The sequence below is a fragment of the Acinetobacter sp. NCu2D-2 genome, from assembly GCF_001647675.1.
In the GTDB taxonomy this organism is placed as follows: domain Bacteria; phylum Pseudomonadota; class Gammaproteobacteria; order Pseudomonadales; family Moraxellaceae; genus Acinetobacter.
Map to the genome: position 1 here is coordinate 2,122,316 of NZ_CP015594.1, position 18,215 is coordinate 2,140,530.

The following is an 18,215-nucleotide window of genomic DNA, read 5'->3' on the forward strand; positions in this document are numbered from 1 at the left end:
CCATGCGTGTTGTTTTCGCAAGCATCCTAACGCTAAGTTTAGCAAGTCAAATGGTCTGGGCAGTTGAACCTGCTCAGCCTGCAAATCCACAGCCTACAGCTGCGCCTGCTACCACAGCTCAGCCTGCTGTCGCGACGACACAAAAACCGCAAACTTTAGCAGCAAACAAGACAGGCTTTGCTACAGCGAATGCAACGCAGGCCAGCCTTGAAAATGGTGAAAAGCCATTAACGGCTGAACAAATTGCCAAAAATAAGGCACAGCAGGATGCGAAGGTTAAAGCTTTAGTCAAAGACCAAGCGACACGTTTACAACAGCTTGAAAAAGCCAATCTCGAAGCACTTGCTCAAAACCAAGAGTTACAGCTCAAAAACGATAACTTAGGTGTTCAAGTTCAAGTACTGCAAAGTGAACGTAGTGCACAAATGTTCTTATACGGCGCTGCGACCATTGCTGTGGGTGTACTTTTAGGCTTTTTGATCGCGAGCTACGTTTATACCAAACGTCGTCGTCAGTGGTAATTTCTCCCTCTTCTTTACATATTTAAGGTTGTTCTGTTTTGTCTCATGCAATCCAAACTGCAGATCTCGATTGGCAAATGGTGGATGGCATTGACATCCCTGTATCCAAACAATTCGGTGATGTTTACTTTTCCAAAGATAATGGTCTTTTAGAAACACGACATGTGTTTTTAAATGGTAATGATCTCAGTACTCGACTCGCCGAACTGAAAGCATTCGAATATTTTTGTGTCGGTGAGACAGGTTTCGGAACAGGCTTAAATATTTTGGCGCTGTGGCAACTCTGGCAACAGGTTCGTCCAAATAATCAAAGTCATTTACATGCGATTTCCGTGGAAAAATTTCCACTGACCAAACAAGACCTGACACGTGCGTTAAATGTATGGCCAGAACTCAAGCCATTCGCAGATCAGCTCTTAGCACAATACCCTATGCCAATTGCAGGTTGCCATCGTTTAAGTTTTCCTGAAGAACGCTTCTCTATCGATCTTTGGCTCGGTGATGCCCACGACGTCTTTCCTGTAATCGAGAAAACTGCACCTGTAAATGCTTGGTTCTTAGATGGCTTTGCGCCATCCTGCAATCCTGACATGTGGGAAGATAAAGTGCTAAGCAATATCGTGCGCTTATCTGACATAGGAACAACTTTCTCATCATTTAGTGTTGCCGGTGTCCTAAAACGTGGTTTAAAGCAACACGGTATTTCAATCTCACGTCCGCGTGGTTTTGGACATAAACGTGAAATGCTTAAAGCAATTTGGAACTTGCCTGAAGATGAGCAAAATCCTGATAAATTAGAAACAGCTCAAAAAAAAACTGTAAATGATCCTGAAGCGATTCAGCACCCGCGTCAAATCGCGATTATTGGCGCAGGAATCGCAGGTTTAAGCAGCGCTTGGGTATTTGCTCGTCGCGGACATCAGGTGTGCATTTACGATCGAACAGCGCCACTTTCAGGTGGGTCGGGTAATCCTTTAGCCCTACTCAATCCCAAACTTTGCCCGATTGAACAAAGTCACGAGCATTTGATGACTTTGGCATGGCAACATGCCTTAAATCACTACAAAAAATTTAAAGCCTTTCGCCCAATTCAGGTCAATCAACTGGCTTTGAAAAATACTGATGCCCTGCTCGGCCTTGCATCTGAATATCCAAAAGATGTACTCAGCATGCAGTCTGCAAACGAACAAGATATTCAAACAGAATATCCAAGTCTGAATCTGTTACAGGCAGGCACCATTGCTCCACATATCTTAAAAGATGAAATTCTGCAGCATCCTCATATTGAATATCATCAAGCGAGAATCACGCGGATTGAGCAAGACACTCAAGTCAAAGTATATGCAAATGATCAATTGCTCGGTGTCTATGACCATGTGATTGTCTGCACTGCACGAGATACAAGTCAATTCTTTGAAAATTATCCAGTGCTTAAACCAATTCGCGGCCAAGTCAGTTGGCTCAACAATCAAGACTGTCCTTTAGAACAAGACAAAGCGTATAGCTATGGCGGTTATTGCATGCAGCTAGATTCCGAGCATTTAATTCTCGGGGCATCATTCTATCCAAACCGCGATGATGCTGAAATTCTGTTGGAAGATCATGTGCATAACTATGATCTTATCCACAGTGTCTTTCCAAATTATGCACAATCCTTAGCCGATGTCAGTACGTGGCAAGGTCGTGCTTCGGTTCGTGCTCAAAGTCAGGACTATTTCCCTTTACTTGGAAAAATGAAATCTGATGAAGAGATTTATAGTTTTGCTGGACTGGGTTCCAAAGGCTTTTTATTTGCCCCGCTCTGTAGTGAAATTCTAGTCGCTCAAATTCTAGGTGAGGCGTGCCCTGTACCCTCAAATCTTGTGAAAAAACTGAGTGCTAAGCGCTTTCAAAAGAAAGTCAAAGCGAAGAAACCTTATTTTAAGCCTGAAGGTTAAAGCCCCTCCCTTTATAAAAGGGAGGTTGGGAGGGATTTATAGAAAGAATTTAATCCCCCTAAATCCCCCTAAATCCCCCTTTTTCAAAGGGGGACGTTGAAGAAATATAGCCAACAAAAAAGCGCCTTTCGGCGCTTTTTTAAATGCTTAATTACGCACCTTGTTCAAGGGGTAATCCCGCATCACGAGCAGCACGAGTACCGCCCATTAAAATGACATATTCACGTGAGCTGTCCAAACCCTCTAATAGTTCAGCTGCACGTGGGGCCTTGCTGCCGCCACCACATAGAATATAAATCGGCTGATCCGCTGACACCTGAGTCAGGCTGTCTGCTGAGAGGCTTGCAATGGGCTGATTAACAGCGCCTTTGATATGCGCTTCAGCATAAGCACTCGTATCTCGTACATCCCAGATAATGGCATTTTCTGGGAACTCAAATGTTGTAATTTCTTGTTTACGGATCATTGTGCACTCCTTTGATGTAAACAACACTTGGCAAATGAAGAAAACATCCCTAGCATCTCAGATATTCTTTCCATTTGTAAAGGTCTAAACCATGCCTTCTTTTGATATTGTTTCTGAATTAGAAATTTTTGAAGTGAACCATGCCGTTCAAAACACGCAAAAAGAGATTGCGACTCGTTTTGACTTCCGTGGTCAAGACGTATCTATTGAATTAAATGAGAAAAATAAGGAAATCAAAATTTCGACTGAAAGTGATTTCCAATGTGAGCAAGTCTATACCATGCTTGAAAACCACTTCTTTAAACGTAAAGTGGATATCCAAGCACTTGACCCACAAAAAATGACAGCTTCTGGTAAAAATGTCATTCAAGTGATCAAACTTAAAGACGGTCTTGACTCAGATACAGCAAAAAAAATTAATAAAGCCATTAAAGAGAGCGGCATTAAAGCGCAATCTTCTATTCAAGGTGACAAAATTCGTGTGACAGATAAGAAACGTGATACTTTGCAACAAGTAATGGCTTTCTTAAAAGAGCAACAATTTGGTCTACCTTTACAGTTCAATAACTTTAAAGACTAAGATCATTCTTGATCTTGCTGAGGGATCATTATGCCGACCAATCGACTTTCTAAACTTGTAAAAGCTAGCTCTAAACTGCCTAAAGCTATACAGAGCACTCTACTTAGTAAAACGTTTGGTCGTATTGTCCCGATGGTTGGCAGTGCAAAGATTCGCTATGTTGAAGTCACAGCTTCAAAAGTGGAAGTGACACTTGCCAACCATAAATCTGTACAAAATCATATCGGACAAGTTCATGCCTGTGCGATGGCTTTACTCGCAGAAACCGCCACTGGCTTTGTCACTGCGATGAATGTCCCAGACTCAGCCATTGTACTAATCAAAACCATCAAAATTGACTATAAGCGCCCAACCAAAGGGGCTATGCGTGCGATTGCAACGCTCACCGATGAACAGCGCCAATTAATGCAAAACAGCGAAAAAGGTGAAACCTTAGTTCAAGTTTCCGTTACAGATGAATCAAATGAAGCGCCGATCCAATGCGAAATGTTATGGGCGTGGGTATCGAAATCACATCTTAAAAATAAAAATACAAACTAAGTCATTTAGAGTTTAGCGAGAAAAGCTAATTATTCTTTCTAAAATTTAAACATAAAAAAGCCAGACCGATAGTCTGGCTTTTTTGATGAAGCAAGTTAAGCTTGAGCCTGTTGTAGCTCAGCAAACTTCTGCTTAGATTCTTCAGGAATAGGGCGTTTATTGCCTTTTACATCTACAGCAACAAAGGTAAATACACCTTCAGTCACACGTTTCGCTTCGCGTGAACTGTCATGACTATCCCAAACTTCAATTTGCATTTGAATTGAGGTATTGCCAACTTTCAAAATCTTGGTATAGACGCTGATGACATCACCGACTTTGACTGGCACCAAAAATGTCATTTGATTAATGGAAATGGTCGCACAACGTCCTTTAGAAAAACGCTCTGCATGGATTGCTCCTGCCAAGTCCATTTGTGACACAATCCATCCACCAAATACATCGCCGCTCCAGTTGGTATCGGCAGGCATTGCAATTGTCTGTAGGGATAATGTTCCCTCTGGTTTTACATGAGATTCTGACACGTTCACTCCAAAATTCTGATTGGATTAGGCATTTAGCTGCTGATCAAGCCATTGTTGTAACTCAGGCGTTCTAAGCGCACCGCTTATTCTAGCAACTTCTGTTGTTTTATTCATCAACACCAGTGTTGGAATACTACGAACATTAAATGCTGCACTTAAGCGTGGATTTGCTTCTGTGTCTATTTTAGCAAAAACCACATTTGGGTACATCTTGGCTACATTGGCAAAATGCGGTGCCATCATTTTACAAGGACCGCACCAGTCCGCCCATAAATCAATCAGAATGGGTAGATCACTATGAGTAATGAACTGACTAAAATTTTGCTCATTCAGCTCAATAGGTGCCAATGGCACTAAACTTTGATGACATTGTCCACAAGCAGGACTTTCTGCCAATTTTTCTTCTGGCACGCGATTTTTTGCCTGACATGACGGGCATACAATGATCATCTAAGAAACTCCAATATGTTGATGCAAGAATTCTAATTGGGTCGAAACTGCTTTTTCAAACCATTCACCATGATAAATATCAAAATGTTGCATATTCCATTCATGATATTCAGCAAAAGGTGCAATATTGGTCGCAGTTTCACGACTGGACTCAATCGAGATGATGCTATCTTGTTTTGCCGCGATAAACAGTACAGGAATGGTGATTTTCCTGACATCTTGTATCGGTCGATAACGAATTAAATTAAAAAATACCCGTGCAGGAATTTCACCGCTCCAATAATAATCTGGATTGACAATCGAACGATAACCAGCATAACCATCTGCTGTTGGCATAAAACACAAGTCAGTTTGATGAATCACAGGTAAAGTCCGTGGACTCATCCCCACTTTCGACCCCATATAATCCTGACTGGATATTTTCAATGCTTTAGGCAGTTGTTGTAAGGGATATAACTTCGCGCTTTCAGCACCATCGACAAATGGAATTTGTGTAATCACCGCTTGAATATTCTGCAGTTGTGAAGCGAGCGTTAAAACATAACCGCCACTTAATGAAGTTCCCCATAACACTACTCTTTTGCTATCAATCGAGCGTCTTTGCTTAATATGAGCGATCATTGTCCGCCAATCTTCAAGCTGGGCACTCAAGGAGACCAATTCGCGTGGACGGCCTGTACTCCCACCCCAATAACGATAATCAAACAGCACAACGGCATAGCCTGCCTGTGCAAATCGTTTCGCATATTCAATTAATTTAAACTGACGCAGTGCGGCTAAACCATGTGCCATTAATATAACAGCGGGTTTTTCAATATTTTTTGGGCGATAAAAATCCGCAGCAATCACGTCCTGATCACTTTTGACATACAGTGGTTCGACTGTATAAGCGTACATAAGCGCTCCATTGCGTTATTTTTAGTATGAATCGTTTATAAAGTTTTAAGAAGGTTCTGCTCATTTTTGTGCTTAATGCTATCATAAAGCATATCCCGATGAATAAAATGATGGAGTGACATCATGAGCGAAAATGTAGGCTTTGCAGGTCAAATTGGTCCTGAGCATGTTTCTCAAGTGGTTGAAAAAGGTTTTAAATCAATCATCAATAACCGTCCAGATATGGAAGGTGGTCCAGAACAACCGACCAGCGCACAAATTGAAGAAGTCGCTCGCCAAGCAGGTTTAGACTATGTGCATCAACCTGTAGTCGCAGGTCAAATTACTGAAATTGACGTTCGTGCTTTCGCAAATCACTACAATGAATTACCAAAACCAATCTTGATGTTCTGCCGTACAGGTAATCGTTCGAACAATCTTTACCAACTTGCTAAACAAATGGATCTTCTTGATGACTAAACTATTGTTGAAAAGTGCAGCTTTATTTTGCATTTTTACAATAGCTTCCCTTACTCATGCTGCCGAAGCATTGAGCCGTGCCTTAAATAGCAAGGTCAGTGTCAGTGGGCACATGAGTATTGATAAGTTTCAGCAGTTGCTAAAAGATGGCTATAGATCTGTCATTGTGAATCAGCCTGATCAAGAACAAGGTAATGCGGTAAGCGTAAGTCAATTACGTAATATTGCAGAAAAGTCACATGTTAGCGTGATTTACCAACCTGTGGTTAATGGTCAGTTGAATCAAGCAAATGTAAATGAATTTGCTAAATATTATAATGAGTTACCAAAGCCTATCTTAATGATTTGTCGTACTGGTGCTCGTTCAGCAGATTTATTTAATCAAGCAAAAGCACAAGGATTATTACATGAATAAAGTACTTTTGATTTTATGCTGTGCACTCGCATTAACCGCTTGTAGCTCAATGAATGTGAGACCTACTGTCGGTGTGAGTGTTGGTTCTACGCTTTAAGATAAAACGGCTTTTAAGCCGTTTTTCTTTGCAAAATTCATCTAGGCGCTTACCCGCTTCTATGCTAAGAATAATTTAAATAGATAGCTTTATAACGACACAATGTACGACTTAATTATTATTGGTGCTGGAACCGCTGGAATCTCTGCTTATAAAGAGGCAATTAAATATACCAATAACCTCCTGATCATCAATGATGGGCCTTGGGATACCACCTGTGCACGTGTCGGTTGTATGCCGAGTAAAGTACTCATTGCCAGTGCCAATCGTGCCTATGAGATGCAACACTTTAGCAGCTTAGGCTTATCTGCTGAAGTTAAGCTTGATACTTCACAAGTCATGCAACATGTACAACAACTGCGTGATCGTTTTACTAAAGCAACCTTAAAAGATGTCGACTCTTGGAAAGCTGAACACAAGATTTCAGGTCGTGCTGAATTCATTGATGAGCATACTGTTCAAGTTGGAGACCAACAATTCCATGCCAAAACCTTTATTATTGCAGTGGGCAGTACGCCAAATATTGATACTAATTTAAAACAACAACTTAAAGACAGACTGATTACTACAGATCAAATCTTTGAATTAAAGCAATTACCCACATCGCTTGCTGTGATAGGCAGCGGTGTAATTGCAATTGAACTTGCTCAAGCCATGCATCGTTTAGGGGTTCTAACAGATATTTTTGCACGTAGTCGTAAAGTAGGCTCACTCAGTAGCCCAGATTTGCAAAAGCTCGCACAAGAACAATTATCCAAAGAATTAAATCTGCATTTCGAAACTTTGCCAGATCAATATCACTATCAAGATGACGGTATTGAAATCCAATATACCGATGCTAGTGAAGCTAAAACAATTAAGGTCGAATACGTACTCACAGCGACTGGACGTAAATCACGTTTAAATTCATTAAAATTAGAAAATATAAATGCAGAATATCGTGATCTTAAATCACTTCCTGTTGATGCTAAAACCAAGCAGTTGGCGAACTATTCGATCTATATCGCAGGCGATGCTCATACAACTACCCCGATACAACATGAAGCAGCACATGAAGGTAGAATGCTTGCCCAAATGATTTGTAAAAATCAAAATTCAAAAATAGTTAAAATACTGACCCCGTTAGGGATTATGTTTAGTTCACCAGAGATGGCTGCTATTGGTAAAACTTATAAACAACTGACTGAAGAAAAGATTGAGTTTGTTACTGGATATATTGATTATTCAAAACAAGGGCGTTCAATTGTGAATGCAAAGAATCAAGGTGCAGCAGAAATTTATGTAGATAAAACCTCACGCAAAGTCTTAGGTGCTGAATTGTTTTGTTATGAAGCGGAACACCTCGCCCATTTATTGGCGTGGATGATTGCTGAATCGCTGACGATTGATGATTTGCTTAATAAGCCGTTCTACCATCCAACAGTTGAAGAAGGACTAAGAACTGCATTAAAGCATGCGAGAAGGCAATTAAACGCAAATGAATAATAATTCAGGGAGTATAGTAATAACTCATATTACCTGTTGATAATGCCGTAATAAAAGCATATTCCACATAGTGTTGAGTCAAATTTAAGAAATAAAGTGTAGTGCAAGCAATAACGAAAACAACGGTCCCAGACATTACAGGTGCCGCTTTATGTTCTGCATGGTTATATTTTCGCGTCTGTACAACGATATTTTTAAGCTTCTTACGATTGATATAAAAGTCTTTAAAAATTGGTAAATGCAGAATGACAAAATGCATGAAGAAGATGCCGATGATCCAACTCAGTCCTATCATCCAATAATTCAAATGTAAGTTTGTAGGATACATGACAATAACTATAAAAATCGATGAAACTAAAATATTGAGCAATAGGTAATTGAAATAAAATTTCCGGTACATTTCTTATAGATTTTTTTAGGATTAATTTTTAACTATAACTTTTCTTCTTGCATAAAAAAATCCCCCCTGCTATTGAGCTAGGGGGGATTTTGGAATAATGAGCTGGCGATGACTTACTCTCACATGGCAAATGCCACACTACCATCAGCGCTAAGAGGTTTCACTTCTGAGTTCGGGAAGGGATCAGGTGGTTCACTCTTGCTATTGTCGCCAGCACAACTGTTTATGCTTACTCGCTTAGGTCTTATTTAGATGCCTAGCTTTCGTCAAATAGAATTCATTAACAGGGATACTTGAGTTGTATAGTTTGATCTTTAGCGTTAACTAAATCAAGTTATTGTGATGATGATTTGATCAACAACACCAACTGTTTGGGTGTTGTATAGTCAAGCCTCACGAGCAATTAGTATTGGTCAGCTTCATGCGTCACCGCACTTCCACATCCAACCTATCAACGTCGTAGTCTTCAACGGCTCTTTAGGAGACATAAAGTCTCGGGGAAATCTTATCTTGAGGTAGGCTTCCCGCTTAGATGCTTTCAGCGGTTATCCCTTCCGAACATAGCTACCCGGCGATGCGACTGGCGTCACAACCGGTACACCAGAGGTTCGTCCACTCTGGTCCTCTCGTACTAGGAGCAGATCCTCTCAAATTTCCAACGCCCACGGTAGATAGGGACCGAACTGTCTCACGACGTTCTAAACCCAGCTCGCGTACCTCTTTAAATGGCGAACAGCCATACCCTTGGGACCTGCTTCAGCCCCAGGATGAGATGAGCCGACATCGAGGTGCCAAACACCGCCGTCGATATGAACTCTTGGGCGGTATCAGCCTGTTATCCCCAGAGTACCTTTTATCCGTTGAGCGATGGCCCTTCCATACAGAACCACCGGATCACTAAGACCTACTTTCGTACCTGCTCGACTTGTGGGTCTCGCAGTTAAGCGCGCTTTTGCCTTTATACTCTACGCGTGATTTCCGACCACGCTGAGCGCACCTTCGTACTCCTCCGTTACTCTTTAGGAGGAGACCGCCCCAGTCAAACTACCCACCAGACATGGTCCTCGTCCCGGATTACGGGACAGAGTTAGAACCTCAATATTACCAGGGTGGTATTTCAAGATTGGCTCCATCGCAACTAGCGTCACGACTTCAAAGCCTCCCACCTATCCTACACAAGTAAGATCAAAGTTCAATGTCAAGCTGCAGTAAAGGTTCACGGGGTCTTTCCGTCTAGCCGCGGGTACACCGCATCTTCACGGCGATTTCGATTTCACTGAGCCTCTGCTGGAGACAGCGCCCCCATCATTATGCCATTCGTGCAGGTCGGAACTTACCCGACAAGGAATTTCGCTACCTTAGGACCGTTATAGTTACGGCCGCCGTTTACTGGGGCTTCGATCAATAGCTTCGCTTGCGCTAACCACATCAATTAACCTTCCAGCACCGGGCAGGCATCACACCCTATACGTCCACTTTCGTGTTTGCAGAGTGCTATGTTTTTAATAAACAGTTGCAGGGGCCTGGTTTCTGTGGCTGCTCTCAGCTCAGGAAGCAAGTTCCATCACCAAAAGCAGCGTACCTTCTCCCGAAGTTACGGTACCATTTTGCCTAGTTCCTTCAGCAGAGTTCTCTCAAGCGCTTTGGTCTACTCGACCTGACCACCTGTGTCGGTTTCGGGTACGATTCCTGTTTAACTGAAGCTTAGAGACTTTTCCTGGAAGTATGGTATCAGCCACTTCGCTGTACAAGTACAGCTTGCTATCAACTCTCAGCATAGAGCACCCCGGATTTGCCTAAGATGCATGCCTACTGTCTTCCACCTGGACAACCAACGCCAGGCTGACTTAACCTTCTCCGTCCTCTCATCGCATTAAACAGAAGTATTGGAATATTAACCAATTTCCCATCGACTACGCCTCTCGGCCTCGCCTTAGGGGTCGACTCACCCAGCCCCGATTAACGTTGGACTGGAACCCTTGGTCTTTCAGCGAACGGGTTTTTCACCCGTTTTATCGTTACTCACGTCAGCATTCGCACTTCTGATACCTCCAGCAGACTTCTCAATCCACCTTCATCGGCTTACAGAACGCTCCCCTACCACTTGCAATAAATTGCAAATCCGCAGCTTCGGCATATAGTTTTAGCCCCGTTACATCTTCCGCGCAGGCCGACTCGACTAGTGAGCTATTACGCTTTCTTTAAAGGGTGGCTGCTTCTAAGCCAACCTCCTAGCTGTCTATGCCTTCCCACATCGTTTCCCACTTAACTATAATTTAGGGGCCTTAGCTGGCGGTCTGGATTGTTTTCCTCTTGACTACGGACGTTAGCACCCGCAGTCTGTCTCCCGGATAGTACTCATTGGTATTCGGAGTTTGCATCGGTTTGGTAAGTCGGGATGACCCCCTAGCCGAAACAGTGCTCTACCCCCAATGGTATTCGTCCGAGGCGCTACCTAAATAGCTTTCGGGGAGAACCAGCTATCACCGAGTTTGATTAGCCTTTCACCCCTATCCACAAGTCATCCCCTGGCTTTTCAACGACAGTGGGTTCGGTCCTCCAGTTAGTGTTACCCAACCTTCAACCTGCTCATGGATAGATCACCCGGTTTCGGGTCTACACCCAGCAACTAAACGCCCTATTAAGACTCGGTTTCCCTACGGCTCCCCTATACGGTTAACCTCGCTACTGAATGTAAGTCGCTGACCCATTATACAAAAGGTACGCAGTCACATCACGAAGATGCTCCCACTGCTTGTATGCATGCGGTTTCAGGATCTATTTCACTCCCCTCACAGGGGTTCTTTTCGCCTTTCCCTCACGGTACTGGTTCACTATCGGTCAGTCAGGAGTATTTAGCCTTAGAGGATGGTCCCCCTATATTCAGACAAGGTTTCACGTGCCTCGCCCTACTCGACATCATCATATAAGCCCTTTCGTGTACAGGACTATCACCATCTATGGTCGCACTTCCCAGAGCGTTCCACTAAAGCTTATATGACTTAATGGGCTGATCCCCGTTCGCTCGCCGCTACTGAGGGAATCTCAATTGATTTCTTTTCCTAAGGGTACTGAGATGTTTCACTTCCCCTCGTTTGCCTCATTAACCTATGTATTCAGTTAATGATACCTACCTTATGGTAAGTGGGTTTCCCCATTCAGAAATCTCCGGATCACAGGATATTTGCCGCCTCCCCGGAGCTTATCGCAGGCTATTACGTCTTTCATCGCCTCTGACTGCCAAGGCATCCACCACATGCACTTAATTACTTGACTATACAACCCCAAACAGTCGATCAATCCTACAAGTAGATCAACCAACAAGTCCTAAGACTCACAGTTCGTTGTTTGTGTACTTAAACACTGTACAGCTTCAATCAAATTCACATACCAAAACGCTTGATTCAGTTTAATCGCTAGTACTCATTAATCTTTAAACAATTGCTTGTTTAAGTCTTAACGAGTATGAACAAATTATTTCAACTCAAATATATTCTGTTAATGATTTAATGCATCTTCGTCAGATTGCATTACTGTGATAAATCACAGAGATTATCAAGTGGTGCGTATCATAACGCTTCTACTTGTTAATCTCTAGGATCTAATCACTTGATCGCTTAGGAACTAAACATTCATCTTACTGAATGGTTATTCTTAACTCATTCTACTTAAATCTGATGATTTAAGTGATGGTGGAGACTAGGAGAGTCGAACTCCTGACCTCCTGCGTGCAAAGCAGGCGCTCTACCAACTAAGCTAAGTCCCCAGCTTATCAATAAGTCAATGTATCGATTACTGTCTATTGCAGATGGTGGGTCTGACAAGACTTGAACTTGTGACCCCACGCTTATCAAGCGTGTGCTCTAACCAACTGAGCTACAGACCCTCAGATACATCGTCATGAAGAACAACTTGTTGTGGATTCTTACCAATCGTCAATCTTTCGTTAAGGAGGTGATCCAGCCGCAGGTTCCCCTACGGCTACCTTGTTACGACTTCACCCCAGTCATCGGCCACACCGTGGTAAGCGTCCTCCCTAAGGTTAGACTACCTACTTCTGGTGCAACAAACTCCCATGGTGTGACGGGCGGTGTGTACAAGGCCCGGGAACGTATTCACCGCGGCATTCTGATCCGCGATTACTAGCGATTCCGACTTCATGGAGTCGAGTTGCAGACTCCAATCCGGACTACGATCGGCTTTTTGAGATTAGCATCCTATCGCTAGGTAGCAACCCTTTGTACCGACCATTGTAGCACGTGTGTAGCCCTGGTCGTAAGGGCCATGATGACTTGACGTCGTCCCCGCCTTCCTCCAGTTTGTCACTGGCAGTATCCTTAAAGTTCCCACCCGAAGTGCTGGCAAATAAGGAAAAGGGTTGCGCTCGTTGCGGGACTTAACCCAACATCTCACGACACGAGCTGACGACAGCCATGCAGCACCTGTATGTAAGCTCCCGAAGGCACCAATCCATCTCTGGAAAGTTCTTACTATGTCAAGACCAGGTAAGGTTCTTCGCGTTGCATCGAATTAAACCACATGCTCCACCGCTTGTGCGGGCCCCCGTCAATTCATTTGAGTTTTAGTCTTGCGACCGTACTCCCCAGGCGGTCTACTTATCGCGTTAGCTGCGCCACTAAAGCCTCAAAGGCCCCAACGGCTAGTAGACATCGTTTACGGCATGGACTACCAGGGTATCTAATCCTGTTTGCTCCCCATGCTTTCGCACCTCAGTGTCAGTATTAGGCCAGATGGCTGCCTTCGCCATCGGTATTCCTCCAGATCTCTACGCATTTCACCGCTACACCTGGAATTCTACCATCCTCTCCCATACTCTAGCCAACCAGTATCGAATGCAATTCCCAAGTTAAGCTCGGGGATTTCACATTTGACTTAATTGGCCACCTACGCGCGCTTTACGCCCAGTAAATCCGATTAACGCTTGCACCCTCTGTATTACCGCGGCTGCTGGCACAGAGTTAGCCGGTGCTTATTCTGCGAGTAACGTCCACTCTCTGTAGGTATTATCTACAGGAGCCTCCTCCTCGCTTAAAGTGCTTTACAACCAAAAGGCCTTCTTCACACACGCGGCATGGCTGGATCAGGGTTCCCCCCATTGTCCAATATTCCCCACTGCTGCCTCCCGTAGGAGTCTGGGCCGTGTCTCAGTCCCAGTGTGGCGGATCATCCTCTCAGACCCGCTACAGATCGTCGCCTTGGTAGGCCTTTACCCCACCAACTAGCTAATCCGACTTAGGCTCATCTATTAGCGCAAGGTCCGAAGATCCCCTGCTTTCCCCCGTAGGGCGTATGCGGTATTAGCAGCCGTTTCCAACTGTTGTCCCCCACTAATAGGCAGATTCCTAAGTATTACTCACCCGTCCGCCGCTAGGAATCAGTAGCAAGCTACCTATCCCCGCTCGACTTGCATGTGTTAAGCCTGCCGCCAGCGTTCAATCTGAGCCATGATCAAACTCTTCAGTTTAAAATCAGTAGCACCTTAAAGGGTGCCAATCTTGGCTCATCAATTTTCTGACAAATATTTCTCAAATAAACTTCGAGTAATTTCTACCATCAATCAATGAAAATAATTTCGATCAATCAACCAGTAAAAATCCACACAAGTTGTTCTTCATAATCTCTTAATGATCTTCTTGTTGGTTCGTCACCAGCAAGCTAGGTCGGCTATATTACGCTTTCTTTTCAGAAAGTCAACTGGTAATGAAAACTATTTTTAAACTTTCTTTCTAAAACCCAACTTAACCACTTTATGCTAAGTTACTGTTTTATCAGAAGTTTTAATCTTCATCACCGCCGATGGATGTGCATTCTACAGCATTTCACACCTAACACAACCCCTATTTTTAACAAAATTTATCGTCTGTTTATTTATTCTACAAATTTGAAGGTTTTTAATGTTTTTTGCGTATTAATACAGCAACTTCTGCAAAATATTTTGGATTTTTATTTAAATCATCTAATTCTTGAAACTTTAAATTCCTGCAATCGACATATTGAACATACCCCCCTGCCCCATTTTCCAATACGCCATTTATTTTTAAATTGAAATCGAAACTACCGACATAACCTGCACCATATCCAAATTTATAATCCCCAATACAATTTCCGGATATTTCTATATTTAAATCTTTGTCTTGGTATTGCCATTCAAATTCACGAGGTAAATACATTGTTCGACCATAAGAATTGGTTACCTGAGGAAAAACCCTGTGAACCTTAAAATATACATTTTGCTCAAAGCTCAATGATTCATTTTGGACTAAATCACGTAAATACATTTTTGATTGTACGACTCGATTAAACAAATCACGAAGTTGCATACATAGTAACTGACGATCTCCGCTAATATTCATGACCATATATACCATGTAGGCAATCGGCAATGCAGGCAAATCTACACTGCGCGCATATTCAAAGCTCCCAAGGCTACTGATGTCATAAATTTTATTTTGGTATTTAAGATGCCCCTCACATTTCACCAACACAGACCAATGCTCAAATAAACCCAATTGCATTTTTTTGAAGTAGGACATGTACTGAGTAGTAAAGATTTTTAAATCACAGCTCAATTCATCATCATCGCGTTTCAATTCAAAGATCGGAAAATCTCCACTAAGAATTTCTCTTTGTGAAAAGTCGAAATTACCCTGCTGTAAATGACATTCTTGTTGAAGCGAATATGTGTGTAAGTGATGTTGCATATGCGGACTTACACTAGACATCACTGTGACACAATCCAGTACTTGCTCTCGATTGAGCTGTTGATTTTGAAATATAGGAAGTGAGGGTTGCCCCATTAGACTATAGAAATTGAAATATCTTAAAGGCGTAGCAAGGTTGGGAAGAATAAGAGCTTGATGAACGATTTTATATTTATTATTCGGTGGGTGATAGGCAAGTTTCAAGGCTGCCTCGGAAGTCTGAGGATCTCGCTTTCGATCAAATAATCTTTGGAAAAAGCGCATCTCAGACTCCTAGGCCATGAACGCTAGCCTTTTTTTGCCATCAGTGTTGTGACAAAACCTGAAAGTGCGTAAATCAGTGAAATCACCAAAATACCGACAGGAATATTATAAGTCATTGCTGCAAAAATAAACACAGCAATCGGTAACACAAAGAATGGAACACGCTTACGTTCTACCGTCTTAAAAGAGTAGTACTTGATGTTTGAAATCATCAATAAGCCTGAAATAATAATTACAGCAGCATTGGCGATTTGAACCGATGTTTCACGAGTATCAAAGATTTGTGGGAAATCTAAACCAACCCACACCCATGAAATAATCATGACGGCAGCCAGTGGACTTGCCACACCAATAAAGTAACGCTTATCGACCACACCAATTTGTACATTAAAGCGCGCTAAGCGGAACGCAGCACATGCCGTAAAGACAAAACATGCCGCCAAGCCAATGCGACCTAAATCGTGTAATGCCCAGCTATACATTAAAATTGCTGGCGCAACACCAAATGCCAACATATCAGACAATGAGTCGAACTGCTCACCAAAAGGACTTTGTGCGCCAATGGCACGCGCAACACGACCATCAAGTCCATCAAATAATGCAGCTAGGAAAATGGCATAGATCGCTTGCTGGAAATTACCATCCATACTGGCAATGATTGAATAAAAACCTGACAACAACGCAGCCGTTGTAATCAAGTTCGGCCATAGATAGATACCACGACGTTTGACTTTTAAGCCTTCAGGATTTTGCTCTTCTTCCTCAACTTCAAAAGTAATGCCATCAAAAGGCAAATCAGTTGAAGACTCACTTTCTGGCTTATGTATATTTGTCATTTTTATCGATCCATTCTATCTATGAACTAGGTATTGTCCGTTTTATTCGCCAACCAACCAACGTACAGCAGCATGTCCGCCATTTTCAGCCATACGTAAGTGTGGGAATAACCATTGAAGTGCTTCATCTGCATCTTCAGAGAATTTCCAAGGTGGATTGATCACCAGTAAACCACAACCATTCAGACCTACTGGCGTATCATCTGGCCATACACATACTTCACAAATCAGCTGACGACGAATACCCGTTTTAAACATTTTCTTTTCAAAACGTTCAATCATCGCGCGGTCTTTAATTGGATACCAAACTGCAAAACAGCCTGTCGGCCATTTTTTATAAGCAGCCGCAATCAGTTCAACCAATTGTGGAAAATCTTTACGCTCTAATTCATAAGGCGGATCGATAATGACCATGCCGCGCTTTTCTTTCGGAGGAATAACCGCCAAAAGCCCTTCATAAGCATCACGCTCATGCAAGCCTGCACGTTTGTCAAAAATGTTATGACGTAACTGCTGGAAGACATCGCGCTGCATTTCAAAGATCGTTGCTTTATCTATTTCACGCATGGCTTCAAGAGCAAACCACGGTGAACCCGGATAAGCACCCTTACCGAAGTTTTCACGCATTTTTTCAACAACTTTTAAATATTGTTGAACACCTTCAGGCGCAGTACGTTTCACTGAATCATCAAGCTTCACTAGTCGATGAATACCGTTTAAAAACTCACCTGACTTTTGTGCTTCAGCAGTCGAAAGATCGTATTTACCTGCTCCACCGTGCGTATCGATATAGCGATAAGGTTTATCTTTCGCGTTTAAACGGGTCAAGATCTGCATTAATAAGACATGCTTCATGACATCGGCAAAGTTGCCGGCATGAAAATGGTGACGGTAATTCATGTTTCGTTTATTCCTAATATCAATGACTATTTTAACATGAAAAAATGTTTCGTTCAGTTTCCTTTCTTACACTAGAATAGCAGCGCTCTTGATTCTGCATTTTTAGGTTATTGTTATGGATACAATTCAACTCCCAAAGTCATGGTCTGTTGATCAAATTTTAGATGATTTAGATCAACAGGGTTTCAGTATCATCGATGATGCTTATGACACTGAATATATTCAGAACTTAATTCAGGAATGCACCACCAATTTAGAACGTTTCCGCGATGCCGCGATTCAAAACGGCGTTGTCAGTAACATTCGTAGCGATCATATTTTATGGCTGAACGAAGAATTACCCATTTCGAATGTACATGTCGAAAATTTATCTCACATGGGACAGATCTTTAATCGCGCCTTCTTTCTAGGAATTAAAGATGTGGAAGCACATTTTGCCTGCTATAACGCAGGTGAATTCTATGCCTTACATCGTGATAATCCACAAGGCAAAAATGGTCGTATGATCTCGAGTGTGTACTATCTCCATGATGATTGGCACAGTGATTGGGGCGGTCAACTTCGTTTACAGGATAAAAATGATCAATGGCATATCATTGAACCGCGACCCAATCGAATTGCATTTTTCCAAAGTGATTTATTACACGAAGTTCTTGAAGCAAAACATCAGCGTTTATCAATTACGGCATGGCTGCGCAGTGATGCAGGCATTATTTAACTTT

16 protein-coding genes, 2 tRNA genes and 3 rRNA genes are annotated in these 18,215 nt (G+C 42.5%); 8 read left to right on the forward strand and 13 right to left on the reverse strand.

Features of this window, described 5'->3' with window-relative positions:
- The first annotated feature begins 2 nt into the window (after positions 1–2).
- Both A3K93_RS10110 and mnmC read left to right on the forward strand, forming a co-directional pair.
- On the forward strand, positions 3–521 hold the full coding sequence (locus tag A3K93_RS10110) for a hypothetical protein (RefSeq protein WP_067731123.1): 519 nt from the start codon (positions 3–5) through the stop codon (positions 519–521).
- Between the two features lie 38 nt (positions 522–559).
- Positions 560–2,458, forward strand: coding sequence for an FAD-dependent 5-carboxymethylaminomethyl-2-thiouridine(34) oxidoreductase MnmC (mnmC, locus tag A3K93_RS10115; protein ID WP_067731124.1), 1,899 nt, complete (start codon positions 560–562; stop codon positions 2,456–2,458).
- 151 nt (positions 2,459–2,609) lie between these two features.
- Here mnmC and A3K93_RS10120 read toward each other — a convergent pair whose 3' ends face one another.
- Complete coding sequence (locus A3K93_RS10120; protein ID WP_067731125.1) at positions 2,610–2,924, reverse strand: rhodanese-like domain-containing protein; 315 nt, start codon at positions 2,922–2,924, stop codon at positions 2,610–2,612.
- A gap of 91 nt (positions 2,925–3,015) precedes the next feature.
- Here A3K93_RS10120 and A3K93_RS10125 point away from each other — a divergent pair, with 91 nt between their 5' ends.
- Positions 3,016–3,504 carry a YajQ family cyclic di-GMP-binding protein gene (locus A3K93_RS10125; RefSeq protein WP_067731126.1) on the forward strand — a complete coding sequence of 163 codons (489 nt, stop codon included), beginning with the start codon at positions 3,016–3,018 and terminating at the stop codon, positions 3,502–3,504.
- A gap of 27 nt (positions 3,505–3,531) precedes the next feature.
- A complete protein-coding gene (locus tag A3K93_RS10130; protein WP_101494824.1) occupies positions 3,532–4,044 on the forward strand; it encodes a DUF4442 domain-containing protein in 513 nt (170 codons plus the stop codon).
- Between the two features lie 95 nt (positions 4,045–4,139).
- On the opposite strand, the gene A3K93_RS10135 is transcribed toward A3K93_RS10130, so the two are convergent.
- Genes A3K93_RS10135 through A3K93_RS10145 form a run of 3 tightly spaced genes read right to left on the reverse strand, consistent with a single transcriptional unit; the run spans position 4,140 to position 5,915 of the window.
- Complete coding sequence (locus A3K93_RS10135; RefSeq protein ID WP_067731128.1) at positions 4,140–4,568, reverse strand: acyl-CoA thioesterase; 429 nt, start codon at positions 4,566–4,568, stop codon at positions 4,140–4,142.
- A gap of 24 nt (positions 4,569–4,592) precedes the next feature.
- The gene (gene trxC / locus A3K93_RS10140) at positions 4,593–5,018 is read right to left on the reverse strand and encodes a thioredoxin TrxC (protein WP_067731129.1); all 426 of its coding nucleotides are present in this window, start codon (positions 5,016–5,018) and stop codon (positions 4,593–4,595) included.
- Positions 5,019–5,915 carry an alpha/beta hydrolase gene (locus A3K93_RS10145; protein WP_067731130.1) on the reverse strand — a complete coding sequence of 299 codons (897 nt, stop codon included), beginning with the start codon at positions 5,913–5,915 and terminating at the stop codon, positions 5,019–5,021.
- A 123-nt stretch (positions 5,916–6,038) separates the two neighbouring features.
- Between A3K93_RS10145 and A3K93_RS10150 the strand changes: the two genes are divergently transcribed.
- The 3 genes from A3K93_RS10150 to A3K93_RS10160 all read left to right on the forward strand — a co-directional run bounded on the left by A3K93_RS10150 (position 6,039) and on the right by A3K93_RS10160 (position 8,371).
- Positions 6,039–6,374 carry a TIGR01244 family sulfur transferase gene (locus A3K93_RS10150; RefSeq protein WP_067731131.1) on the forward strand — a complete coding sequence of 112 codons (336 nt, stop codon included), beginning with the start codon at positions 6,039–6,041 and terminating at the stop codon, positions 6,372–6,374.
- Complete coding sequence (locus A3K93_RS10155) at positions 6,367–6,789, forward strand: beta-lactamase hydrolase domain-containing protein (protein WP_067731132.1); 423 nt, start codon at positions 6,367–6,369, stop codon at positions 6,787–6,789. The genes A3K93_RS10150 and A3K93_RS10155 overlap by 8 nt, the downstream gene beginning before the upstream one ends.
- Before the next feature lie 199 nt (positions 6,790–6,988).
- A complete protein-coding gene (locus A3K93_RS10160) occupies positions 6,989–8,371 on the forward strand; it encodes a dihydrolipoyl dehydrogenase (RefSeq protein WP_067731133.1) in 1,383 nt (460 codons plus the stop codon).
- 4 nt (positions 8,372–8,375) lie between these two features.
- On the opposite strand, the gene A3K93_RS10165 is transcribed toward A3K93_RS10160, so the two are convergent.
- The 9 genes from A3K93_RS10165 to A3K93_RS10205 all read right to left on the reverse strand — a co-directional run bounded on the left by A3K93_RS10165 (position 8,376) and on the right by A3K93_RS10205 (position 17,493).
- On the reverse strand, positions 8,376–8,699 hold the full coding sequence (locus A3K93_RS10165; protein WP_227509867.1) for a hypothetical protein: 324 nt from the start codon (positions 8,697–8,699) through the stop codon (positions 8,376–8,378).
- Between the two features lie 172 nt (positions 8,700–8,871).
- Positions 8,872–8,986, reverse strand: a 5S ribosomal RNA gene (rrf, locus tag A3K93_RS10170).
- A 167-nt stretch (positions 8,987–9,153) separates the two neighbouring features.
- Positions 9,154–12,047: ribosomal RNA gene (locus A3K93_RS10175) — 23S ribosomal RNA — on the reverse strand.
- 414 nt (positions 12,048–12,461) lie between these two features.
- Positions 12,462–12,537, reverse strand: a tRNA-Ala gene (locus A3K93_RS10180).
- 43 nt (positions 12,538–12,580) lie between these two features.
- Positions 12,581–12,657, reverse strand: a tRNA-Ile gene (locus tag A3K93_RS10185).
- 61 nt (positions 12,658–12,718) lie between these two features.
- A 16S ribosomal RNA gene (locus A3K93_RS10190) occupies positions 12,719–14,256 on the reverse strand.
- The 16S, 23S and 5S rRNA genes sit together here with 2 tRNA genes alongside, the layout of an rRNA operon.
- A gap of 427 nt (positions 14,257–14,683) precedes the next feature.
- Positions 14,684–15,757 (reverse strand): DUF6670 family protein, encoded by a 1,074-nt coding sequence (locus A3K93_RS10195; protein WP_067731135.1) that lies wholly within the window; start codon positions 15,755–15,757, stop codon positions 14,684–14,686.
- A gap of 23 nt (positions 15,758–15,780) precedes the next feature.
- On the reverse strand, positions 15,781–16,593 hold the full coding sequence (pssA, locus tag A3K93_RS10200) for a CDP-diacylglycerol--serine O-phosphatidyltransferase (RefSeq protein ID WP_067731136.1): 813 nt from the start codon (positions 16,591–16,593) through the stop codon (positions 15,781–15,783).
- A gap of 42 nt (positions 16,594–16,635) precedes the next feature.
- Positions 16,636–17,493 carry a 23S rRNA (adenine(2030)-N(6))-methyltransferase RlmJ gene (locus tag A3K93_RS10205; RefSeq protein WP_067731137.1) on the reverse strand — a complete coding sequence of 286 codons (858 nt, stop codon included), beginning with the start codon at positions 17,491–17,493 and terminating at the stop codon, positions 16,636–16,638.
- 115 nt (positions 17,494–17,608) lie between these two features.
- On the opposite strand from A3K93_RS10205, the gene A3K93_RS10210 reads away from it, so the two are divergent.
- Positions 17,609–18,211, forward strand: a complete 603-nt coding sequence (locus tag A3K93_RS10210) for a 2OG-Fe(II) oxygenase (RefSeq protein ID WP_067731138.1) — start codon at positions 17,609–17,611, stop codon at positions 18,209–18,211.
- Positions 18,212–18,215: the final 4 nt, after the last annotated feature.

Excerpts from the sequence above, each read along its gene's own strand:
- A3K93_RS10110 (WP_067731123.1), top strand. The coding sequence starts at position 3 with ATGCGTGTTGTTTTCGCAAGCATCCTAACGCTAAGTTTAGCAAGTCAA.
- A3K93_RS10120 (WP_067731125.1), bottom strand. The coding sequence starts at position 2,924 with ATGATCCGTAAACAAGAAATTACAACATTTGAGTTCCCAGAAAATGCC.
- A3K93_RS10125 (WP_067731126.1), top strand. The coding sequence starts at position 3,016 with ATGCCTTCTTTTGATATTGTTTCTGAATTAGAAATTTTTGAAGTGAAC.
- trxC (WP_067731129.1), bottom strand. The coding sequence starts at position 5,018 with ATGATCATTGTATGCCCGTCATGTCAGGCAAAAAATCGCGTGCCAGAA.
- A3K93_RS10145 (WP_067731130.1), bottom strand. The coding sequence starts at position 5,915 with ATGTACGCTTATACAGTCGAACCACTGTATGTCAAAAGTGATCAGGAC.
- A3K93_RS10150 (WP_067731131.1), top strand. The coding sequence starts at position 6,039 with ATGAGCGAAAATGTAGGCTTTGCAGGTCAAATTGGTCCTGAGCATGTT.
- A3K93_RS10155 (WP_067731132.1), top strand. The coding sequence starts at position 6,367 with ATGACTAAACTATTGTTGAAAAGTGCAGCTTTATTTTGCATTTTTACA.
- A3K93_RS10160 (WP_067731133.1), top strand. The coding sequence starts at position 6,989 with ATGTACGACTTAATTATTATTGGTGCTGGAACCGCTGGAATCTCTGCT.
- A3K93_RS10165 (WP_227509867.1), bottom strand. The coding sequence starts at position 8,699 with ATGTATCCTACAAACTTACATTTGAATTATTGGATGATAGGACTGAGT.
- A3K93_RS10195 (WP_067731135.1), bottom strand. The coding sequence starts at position 15,757 with ATGCGCTTTTTCCAAAGATTATTTGATCGAAAGCGAGATCCTCAGACT.
- pssA (WP_067731136.1), bottom strand. The coding sequence starts at position 16,593 with ATGACAAATATACATAAGCCAGAAAGTGAGTCTTCAACTGATTTGCCT.
- A3K93_RS10205 (WP_067731137.1), bottom strand. The coding sequence starts at position 17,493 with ATGAATTACCGTCACCATTTTCATGCCGGCAACTTTGCCGATGTCATG.
- A3K93_RS10210 (WP_067731138.1), top strand. The coding sequence starts at position 17,609 with ATGGATACAATTCAACTCCCAAAGTCATGGTCTGTTGATCAAATTTTA.